Source organism: uncultured Campylobacter sp. (assembly GCF_963517995.1).
Lineage (GTDB): Bacteria > Campylobacterota > Campylobacteria > Campylobacterales > Campylobacteraceae > Campylobacter_A.
In genome coordinates this window covers 1-8,231 of record NZ_CAUQHQ010000099.1, presented here as the reverse complement: position 1 = coordinate 8,231, position 8,231 = coordinate 1, and the positions used below count along the sequence as shown (strand labels likewise).

At 45.7% G+C, this 8,231-nt stretch carries 11 protein-coding genes and 1 pseudogene; 1 reads left to right on the top strand and 11 read right to left on the bottom strand.

Features of this window, described 5'->3' with window-relative positions; all coding sequences use genetic code 11:
* The 10 genes and pseudogenes from RYL88_RS09605 to RYL88_RS09560 form a co-directional block, all read right to left on the bottom strand.
* Positions 1–566, bottom strand: a pseudogene (locus tag RYL88_RS09605) (Clp protease); the annotation flags it as partial.
* A 43-nt stretch (positions 567–609) separates the two neighbouring features.
* Positions 610–921 carry an ATP-dependent Clp protease adaptor ClpS gene (locus RYL88_RS09600; RefSeq protein ID WP_314990887.1) on the bottom strand — a complete coding sequence of 104 codons (312 nt, stop codon included), beginning with the start codon at positions 919–921 and terminating at the stop codon, positions 610–612.
* A complete protein-coding gene (locus tag RYL88_RS09595) occupies positions 911–1,525 on the bottom strand; it encodes a TlpA family protein disulfide reductase (RefSeq protein ID WP_314990886.1) in 615 nt (204 codons plus the stop codon). The genes RYL88_RS09600 and RYL88_RS09595 overlap by 11 nt, the downstream gene beginning before the upstream one ends.
* A gap of 1 nt (position 1,526) precedes the next feature.
* Complete coding sequence (locus RYL88_RS09590) at positions 1,527–1,739, bottom strand: 4-oxalocrotonate tautomerase family protein (RefSeq protein WP_002946585.1); 213 nt, start codon at positions 1,737–1,739, stop codon at positions 1,527–1,529.
* Positions 1,740–1,748: 9 nt separating this feature from the next.
* Positions 1,749–2,204 carry an SsrA-binding protein SmpB gene (smpB, locus tag RYL88_RS09585; protein WP_185897726.1) on the bottom strand — a complete coding sequence of 152 codons (456 nt, stop codon included), beginning with the start codon at positions 2,202–2,204 and terminating at the stop codon, positions 1,749–1,751.
* 10 nt (positions 2,205–2,214) lie between these two features.
* Positions 2,215–2,958: a 4-(cytidine 5'-diphospho)-2-C-methyl-D-erythritol kinase gene (locus RYL88_RS09580; protein WP_314990883.1), complete on the bottom strand. Its 744-nt coding sequence runs from the start codon at positions 2,956–2,958 to the stop codon at positions 2,215–2,217.
* Positions 2,958–3,188: a carbon storage regulator CsrA gene (gene csrA / locus RYL88_RS09575; protein ID WP_314350852.1), complete on the bottom strand. Its 231-nt coding sequence runs from the start codon at positions 3,186–3,188 to the stop codon at positions 2,958–2,960. Before csrA ends, RYL88_RS09580 begins: the two co-directional genes overlap by 1 nt.
* Entirely contained in the window at positions 3,182–4,003 is an 822-nt protein-coding gene (gene truB, locus RYL88_RS09570; RefSeq protein WP_314990881.1) for a tRNA pseudouridine(55) synthase TruB, read from the bottom strand. Before truB ends, csrA begins: the two co-directional genes overlap by 7 nt.
* Positions 4,000–4,137, bottom strand: a complete 138-nt coding sequence (locus RYL88_RS09565) for a hypothetical protein (protein ID WP_314990879.1) — start codon at positions 4,135–4,137, stop codon at positions 4,000–4,002. The genes truB and RYL88_RS09565 overlap by 4 nt, the downstream gene beginning before the upstream one ends.
* Positions 4,138–4,139: 2 nt before the next feature.
* Positions 4,140–6,224, bottom strand: coding sequence for a UvrD-helicase domain-containing protein (locus RYL88_RS09560; protein ID WP_314990877.1), 2,085 nt, complete (start codon positions 6,222–6,224; stop codon positions 4,140–4,142).
* A gap of 165 nt (positions 6,225–6,389) precedes the next feature.
* On the opposite strand from RYL88_RS09560, the gene RYL88_RS09555 reads away from it, so the two are divergent.
* On the top strand, positions 6,390–7,262 hold the full coding sequence (locus tag RYL88_RS09555) for a LysR family transcriptional regulator (protein ID WP_314398976.1): 873 nt from the start codon (positions 6,390–6,392) through the stop codon (positions 7,260–7,262).
* A 237-nt stretch (positions 7,263–7,499) separates the two neighbouring features.
* Here RYL88_RS09555 and RYL88_RS09550 read toward each other — a convergent pair.
* The coding region (locus RYL88_RS09550; protein ID WP_314990875.1) for a TonB-dependent receptor at positions 7,500–8,231 on the bottom strand (732 nt) is incomplete at its 5' end.

The window sequence follows — 8,231 nt, the reverse complement described above, 5'->3', positions numbered from 1 at the left end:
GGATTATTTTTCTTGCGGCGGCTTAGCGTTTGCATTAGCCTTGTTAGCTCGTTTTCGCGCCCAATGATCGGATCGATCTTGCCATCGGCGGCTAGTTTGGTTAAATTCGACGAGTATTTGGCGAGGTTTTGGAAGCTTTTAGCGCGAGCCTGCTTGTCGTCTTTTGCGTGGTGTTTGATCTTTTGCGGATCGACGTCGTAAAATTCTAAAATTTTAGCCCCGTACGTGTCGCCTCTGGCCGCGATTTTAAAGAGCAAATCTCTGATACCGACGTTTTTATCTTTTAGCTCGGTGTTTAGCTCTTTAAAAATTTGCTCCAAAAGCACCGTCATGCGCGGCTGTTTGTGGTGCGGGACCTGCTCGTTGGTTTGCAGTAGATAGTTTTTTAGATCGTTTTTTAGCCCCTCGACGTCGGTGAGTCCGGCCTCTGCTAGGATATCTCTAGTCTCTTCGTTTAAATTTACCAGCACGAAAAGCACGTGCTCGCTGGTTAGATACTCGTGAAAATTCGAGTAGGCAAACTGCCCGGCCTTTTCTAAAAGATAGCTTAAATCCGAGTCAAACATTATTTCCTCCTCTTTGCGCCTTTTGCGCGCCCGTTTTTACGGGCTACTCTTCCTCGACGACGGCCTTTAGCGGATAGCCCGCTGCGGCTGCGGCTTTTAGCGTTTGGTTTTGTTTGGTTTGGGCAATCTCTTTAGTATAGACGCCCGCCACCCCGCTACCTTCGTTGTGTATTTTTAGCATCACGGCTACCGCGCTTTGCATATCGCAATTAAAAATCTCTACCAGCACGCTAACCACGAAATCCATGCTCGTAACGTCGTCGTTTAACAAAATAACCTTAAATTTGTGCGGAAATTCGGGTTTTTCCTTAAGGGCGACGTCTCGCTCCCGCTCGGTGGCGGTTTTAGCGGGCATTTTTGATTCTCTCGTAATCTTTCGTCATCGCGTCTAGATGGATGCCGCCTAGATAGTATTTCACGCCGAATTTTCCGCTATCTACGTCGGTTAGCTCCTGATATACGCCGCCTTTTAGCACCATTTTTATCGGCACGCTCTCGAGTCGCTCATATTTTATATCCTCTAAAATTTGCGCGGCAAGCCTGTCGTTGATTTTAGTGTCGTTTGAGATGAAGTAAAAGGCGTTGTATTTTTGCGCGAAATTTTCCACGACGTATTCGTTCGTGACGTTTTCAAAGTGTGTGAGAGCCACTATCGTAAAGTCGTTTAGATTATCGATCTGAAATTTAGTGAGATCGGGCGCTTCTTTTTGACACGGCGGACAAAACGTGCCGAATATATCAAACATTAAAATTTTATCTTCCTCGCCCTTGATGACAAAGCCGCCCTCGACGCGCTTTAGCGTGAGGTCTTTGCCAAATACGCTCTTTAGCGCGATCTCCTCGCCCGTTTTATAGCCCTCTATCTTTACCGGAGCCTTTGCCGTCTCGTCCTCGCCGCAGCCTGCTAGAAATATCGCGCAGACTAAAGCCGCAAAAATCGCCCTTACGGTTTTTTTCATATTATTTTCCTTGTTTTGATCTTAGCTCGGTTATGCTTTCGCCGCCAAAGCCGTAGTCGTCGGTGCTAACTTCCTCTATCACGACGACGGTTCTGCTCGCGTCGCGCTTTAGCGTATCGCCTAGTAGTTTTGTCACGCCTGCTATGAGCGCGCGCTTTTGCTCGGCGCTTACGGCCTCTTTTTCTTTTGTGATTTTTATATTTACGTATGGCATCTGCTTTCCTTAAGCGTATTTTTTCATCGCTGCACGCGCTTCTTTGTCGGCTTCTTTACGCTTTATCGTCTCGCGCTTATCGTGCAAATTTTTACCTTTTGCCAGCGCAAGGCGCGCCTTTACTATATTTTTGTCGTTTAGATAGAGCGCTAAAACCACTAGCGTGAGGCCCTCTTGCGTGACTTGACCGAAAATTTTATCTATCTGCTTGCGGTGCATCAGCAGCTTTCTAGGAGCCCTTTCGTCCGGGCGAAATGCCGAGTGCGTCGTGTTTAGGTGGCTGATGTGCGCGTTTAGCAAAAACAGCTCGCCCTTTATCACGCGCGCGAAGCTATCTTTTAGATTTGCGCGGCCCGCCCTTAGAGCCTTTACCTCGCTACCCTTTAGCACGATGCCCGCTTCGAAGGTCTCGATGATGCTAAAGTCAAACAGAGCCTTTTTATTTTTGGCTAAATCCTTACCCATTTTTTACCTTTTATTTTAAGAAAAACACGCTAGCGCCGCTGCCGCTGAGGAAAAAATCTTTAAATTTATCCATCTGCGGATAAATTTTAAAGCACGGCGCAAAAAGATCGTTTAGTTTGCGATTTTCGTATCGCTCCAGTAGCTGCGCCGTCGTCATCTCGCGCATTTTTGCCGCTAGACTTACGTCGATACTATCCATAAAATTTACCCTAAATTCTCCGTAAACCGCAGGCGTCGAGCAAAAGACGCTCGGCGTTAAAATTTCTACCGCGGGCACTTCGTCGTTAAATTCACTTATTATCTCGCCGATACCGCCGACGTTTGCCGCCTCGAAATCGCTAGCGAAAAACGCCACGTCCGCTCCGATATTCGCGCCTATTTTCATCAAATTTTCGCGAGTTAGTTTTAAATTTAACTCCTCGTTCGCCATCTTTAAAAACGTAGCCGCGTTTGAGCTGCCTCCGCCTAGACCCGCACCTAAAGGGATTTGCTTTTTTATCACGATTTTATGCGAGGCGAAAAATTCGTCCAGCTCATCTTTAAAGCCCGCTTTTTCTAGCTCAAATTTGGCCTTTAAAACGATATTGTTTTTGATATTTTCATTATCACACTCAAGCACGAAGCCGCTTGATTTTTCAAAAAAAATTTCGTCGTAAATATCGCGCCGCAAAACAAAGCGAGAGACGATCTCGTGGTAGTTGCCGCGAGTACCTACGATCTTTAAAAAGGAGTTTATCTTCGCGTAGCTTTTCATTATTTTACGATTTTATCGCTGAGCTCTTTTAGGCTCGCTTCGCCCGCGCCGTTTAGGGCCTGTTTGTTTTCCGCCGCTACGTCTTCTACTAGCTCTGAGCGCAGGATCATCATATTTTTAGGCGCGTCGATGCCGATTTTTACGACGCCTTTTGAGATGCCTACGACAGTGATTTTGATATCGTTTCCCAGCATTATGCTTTCGTCTTCTTTTCTTGCGAGTATTAGCATTTTTCGACCTTATTTAGTTTATATGTTACGGTTTCGTCTTTGATTTCAATGATACTAAAAAATTCATCAAAGTTTATTAAATATAGCCCCTCGGCGCCAAATTTTAGCTTTTCTACGCTCAGTTTTTTGCCAAGCATCACGTCTGCGGGATCGCCTAAATATTCGTTTTGCGGTAGCGAAATATAATCAAGCGGATTTAAAAACTTCTCGTTTTCGTAAATAAATTTACCTTCGCTCACGCGTTTTAGCGCGCTTAGAGTGGCTTTTGCGCCAAGCTTTTGGGCTAAAATTTGAGCGTACGAGCGCACGTACGAGCCCTCGCTAACGCTAATGCGAAAGCTTAAAAACGGATGCATATATGCCCTCAAATTTACGTCAAAAACGCTCATCGTTTGGCTTTTTAGCTCAAACTCCTCGCCCGCTCTTGCTAGCTCATATGCGCGCTTGCCGTCCACGTGCTTGGCGCTAAATTTGGGCGGTACGTAAGCGATCTCGCCCTTTAGCTCGCTTAGCGCCGCTTTTACGTCTGCTAAATTTAAAGGCGGACAAAGCGCGATCTCCTCGATATTTTCGTTATCTAGGCTAGCGCTTGTAGCACCTAGCCACATCGTCGCTTCGTAGATTTTTGGCGTTTTATCTATATAGTTAAAAAGCCGCGTGTGATTGCCCAGGGCCACGATCAGGCAGCCGCTGGCAAACGGATCTAGCGTGCCCGAAAAGCCCGCCTTTTTTACGCCGTATTTGCGCTTTAGCCTACTTAGAAAATGATTTGAGCTGATGCCTGCGGGCTTATTTGCGACAAAAAGCGCGTTCATTTAAATTTGACCTTTGGAGGTTGCGTTAAATTTGCGTCGTTTTTTAAATTTGATCCGCGAGCGTCAAATTTGAGCGCATAAATTTGATCAAATTTGACGTAGTATTTAGCCTGCAAGGCCTCAAATTTACTCATTTTTACACCGCTTTTTCGACGAAGCTAGACATTATCTCACGGCTGATTCCGCCGAAATTTATCGTTAGCTTTAGCTCTTTTTTGATCTTAGTTACCGCCGTTACGCGTCCGATACCGAAAATTTTGTGCTTAACAAGGTCGCCTTTTTTGTATTCGCCCGCAGCTTGCGTTTGCGTTTGGATGATGAGACTGCCGCTGCAAACGCCCGCCTCGCTTAAAAATCTACTCTTTTCCAGCCTCGTTCGCTGGCCTTTATAAAAGCGTGAATTTACAAAGCTTAGCGTCAGGGTTTTTTTGGCGCGGGTGATGGCGACGTAGGCTAGGCGTCGCTCCTCTTCGATGTCGCTACCGTCTCCTAGAAGCGGGAAAAATCCCTCCTCAAGCCCGATCACGAAAAGATGCTCAAACTCAAGCCCCTTGCTAGCGTGAATGCTCATGATCGAGATCGCCTCGCCGCCGATGTTGTCCTGCTCGCTTTGTAGCGCGATCTCGTTTAAAAACTCCTCGATAGAAAAGCTTGGGTTTTGCTTGATTTGATCTTTTATCATCGCGTAAAACTCGTCGATGTTTGCCACGCGCTCGGAGCCGTCGGGCAAGCTCTCGTAGTATTTTTTGATGCCGAATTTTGCTTCTAGTTTATCTACTAGCTCATAGGGCGAGTCGCACTCTTTTAGCTCCCTTAAATTTGCCGCAAATTCGCCAAGGCTTGAGACGATTTTTTTGCTTAGATCCTTGTCGTTTTCGTCCAGGCTAGATATCGCTTCAAATAGCGAAAGCTTATGCTCGAAGGCGATTTTTTCGATCTTTGCGAGGCTTACTTTGCCAAGGCCGCGTTTTGGGCGGTTGATGACGCGCTTTAGCGAGAAGTCGTCGTTCTCGTTTGCGACCAGCCTTAGGTAGCTGATGACGTCTTTGACCTCGGCGCGCTCGTAGAATTTAACTCCGCCGACCATTTTATACGGGATTTTTTCTTTGGTTAGGCCTTCTTCTAGCGAACGGGAGAGGGCGTTTATGCGGTACAAGATCGCGATATCGCTAGCCTGCGCGCCGCTATCAAGCAGCTTTTTGATGCGTTTGGCTACCTTTAGACTCTCCATCGTTTCGTCGTCTGATTCCATTAGTGCGACGTCCTCGCCGCCTTCTTTGGTGCTTTTTAGTTCTTTGCCGAGGCGGTTTCTGTTGTGATCGATGAGCTCGTTTGCCGCGCGTAAAATTTGACTCGTCGAGCGGTAATTTTGCTCTAGTCTTATGACTTTGGCGTCTTTAAACTGATCTTTAAAATTTAATATATTTTCGATTTTTGCTCCGCGCCAGCCGTATATGCTCTGGTCGTCGTCGCCCACGACCGCAATATTTTCGTGCGTTAGACAGAGTTTGCGCAGGAGCTTATACTGCAAGTCGTTGGTGTCTTGGTACTCGTCCACCATGATGTAGGAGTAGCGCTGCGAGATTTCGCGCGCTAGAGCCTCGTCCTCGTCTAAAATTTTATAGCTAAGGCACAGCAGGTCGTCAAAATCCACGAGATTGTTTGCCGCCAAGTACTCCTCGTAAAGCTTGTAGATGTTTGCTAGCTTTGCGTGGTAGCCGTCTTTAAAATTTTGCCCGTTTGCAAAGATATCGCCTTGATTTAAAACCTCTTCTACGCTTAAAAGCGAGTTTTTAAAATTTGAGATTTCGTTAGCTAAAACCGAGGTTGCGATGTCGCCCTCAAAGCCTTTTAAGATGCGCTTTTTATCGTCGGTGTCGATGATGACGAAGTTGTTTTTGCGCTTTAGGCGGTCGATGTAAAATTTCAAAAACAAAAGCCCGAATTTGTGAAAAGTGCAAAGCAGCGGAGTGAAATTTTTGCAGGCGGCGCCTAGCATATTTAGCGCGCGGGTTCGCATTTCGCTTGCGGCTTTGTTGGTGAAGGTTAGTGTTAGGGTGTTTGACGGCGGGATGCCAAGCTCGCTTATGAGATAGGCTAGGCGAGTGGTGATGGTTTTGGTTTTGCCGCTGCCGGCTCCGGCCAAAATCAGCATCGCTCCGTCCGTATGCGAGGCGGCCTCGCGCTGGCTCTCGTTTAGGTCGTCTAGTAGATCGGACATTAAATTTCCTACTTTTTCGTTTTAAGATTATTAAATTCTAACAAAATAAGCTTAAAAATCGCCGTTGTTATAAATTCGGGTCAGATTAAGAGCGTTTTTAGATATAAATCAATACAATGTTAAAAAGATGATTTTATAAGCTGATATAATAATAAGGAGTCTGATGTGATCAATGACTTTAGTAAATTTTATACCTTTATGGAGATAGTTAAGGAGCGTAGTTTTTCAAAGGCTTCAAGAGCGCTGGGTATCTCGCAGCCTGCAGTTACTTTGCAGATGAAAAAGCTTGAAGAGGCGCTACAAACCACGCTAATAATGCGTAAGAAAAACGGCATCGTCCTAACTCGCGAGGGCGAGAAATTTTACAAACTCTGTACTCAGTTTGAAAGCGCGATGTTTCGTTTTAAAGACGAGCTAGCGCGCATAAAAACGGACAAAGCGCCGCTAGTCATCGCCACCACGCAGCTTATCGCCGAGGCGGTCATATCGATGTTGCTGGATAAAATCTCTCAAAGCGTAGGCAGCGAGCTAGATATCAGGATAAAAGAGCAAAGCGAACTCATAAACTACCTAAAAGACCGCCGCAGCGACATCGCTATCATCCTGGAGCAGTCGCTTGATAGCAGCTTGCTCGTTAAAAAGCTATTTGACTACGAGCTGATTTTGGTTTCAAATAAAAAAATCGCCGAAAGCGTGAAGGCCGAGGAGCTGGTTAAATTTAAATTTATAAAAGATAGAACCAGAAACTACCTTGACGATATTTTGCAAAAGTACGGCATAGACGCGAATGCGCTTGACGTGGCGTATTCGCTAGACGGCTCGATAATGGTTTGCCGCGCGATGATATCAAACGACGCCGATACTTACGTGGCGTTTTTGCCGAGATTTTTGATCGAGGATAAACTAAGAGAAGCAAAGCTTTTTGAGATAAATATCGCTAAATTTAAGCTAACTCGCTCGGTCTATGCCGCCGCGCTAAAAGAAAACGAGGAAACGCTGCATAAATTTTTAAAGATCAAAGCGAGTTTTGATTTTTAACTCGCTTTAGCGCAGACGCTAAATTTGACCAAAGTCAGTCTTTGCGCCGCGTAAATCTTAAAATGCTCTCGCGTAAAGCCAAATCGGGAGCAATCTCGGTTTGGCGATTTTTATAATTTCAAATTTTAAAACCAAGCCGTCAAATTTGACTATAAATTTATCATTTTTTAAAAGCAAAAAATAAGCTAAAAATAAAGCAAGTAGACGGGCAAAAGCCCGTCCGAATAAGAATGCGGCTTAAAACGTAAATTCCCAGTTTAGCCTTAAATTTCTACCGGCCGAGTAGAAGCGGTTGATACCTAGTCCCGTGGTTCTATCGATCATGTTCATAGTGCCAAAAGGCCTGATAGAGCGCGCGGCGTCCCAAGTGATGTATTTTTCGTTAGTTAGGTTATAAACGCCTAGCCTAAACGTCAAATTTTTAATCGGACGTACGTAGGTTACGACGTCTACTAGCGTGTAGGCGTTGCTTCGCCATTTTGAGTGGCTGTTTGTATTGTATGGATTGCCGTACGGGTCGGTATCTAGGCGCCAGAACATATTATAGGTGTCTTTTTCTTTTTTGGATGCGACGCTAGTGACGTAGACGTCGGCGCCGAATTTATCCGCCGCGCTTGCGTAGCCTAGAGCGTAGATTGCAGTAGTCGGCTGGATGGCGTTCATCGGCACTTTACCGTCGTTTTCCGTTTGCACTCTGCCTTTTTGCAATGTTAGTTTGTAGCTAGCGTGAAAGCCCTCTAGCGCGTCTGAAATTTGACCAAAATGCAGCATAGAATTTATCTCAAAGCCTCTTACGGTAGCCTTGCTGCGGTTTACGTTGCCGTATAGTGCAAAAGGTATGGTGTTGCCGCCGCCGCCCGTGGCATAGCTTTTGGTGCCTAGCGAGATTAGGTCGATGAAGTTATCGTATTTAGTCTCAAAAAAGCTTGTCGTTATAAAGCTTTTGTCCTCGTGCCGCGTTAATGCAAG

Excerpts from the sequence above, each read along its gene's own strand:
- RYL88_RS09600 (WP_314990887.1), bottom strand. The coding sequence starts at position 921 with ATGCCCGCTAAAACCGCCACCGAGCGGGAGCGAGACGTCGCCCTTAAG.
- RYL88_RS09595 (WP_314990886.1), bottom strand. The coding sequence starts at position 1,525 with ATGAAAAAAACCGTAAGGGCGATTTTTGCGGCTTTAGTCTGCGCGATA.
- RYL88_RS09590 (WP_002946585.1), bottom strand. The coding sequence starts at position 1,739 with ATGCCATACGTAAATATAAAAATCACAAAAGAAAAAGAGGCCGTAAGC.
- smpB (WP_185897726.1), bottom strand. The coding sequence starts at position 2,204 with ATGGGTAAGGATTTAGCCAAAAATAAAAAGGCTCTGTTTGACTTTAGC.
- RYL88_RS09580 (WP_314990883.1), bottom strand. The coding sequence starts at position 2,958 with ATGAAAAGCTACGCGAAGATAAACTCCTTTTTAAAGATCGTAGGTACT.
- csrA (WP_314350852.1), bottom strand. The coding sequence starts at position 3,188 with ATGCTAATACTCGCAAGAAAAGAAGACGAAAGCATAATGCTGGGAAAC.
- truB (WP_314990881.1), bottom strand. The coding sequence starts at position 4,003 with ATGAACGCGCTTTTTGTCGCAAATAAGCCCGCAGGCATCAGCTCAAAT.
- RYL88_RS09565 (WP_314990879.1), bottom strand. The coding sequence starts at position 4,137 with ATGAGTAAATTTGAGGCCTTGCAGGCTAAATACTACGTCAAATTTGAT.
- RYL88_RS09560 (WP_314990877.1), bottom strand. The coding sequence starts at position 6,224 with ATGTCCGATCTACTAGACGACCTAAACGAGAGCCAGCGCGAGGCCGCC.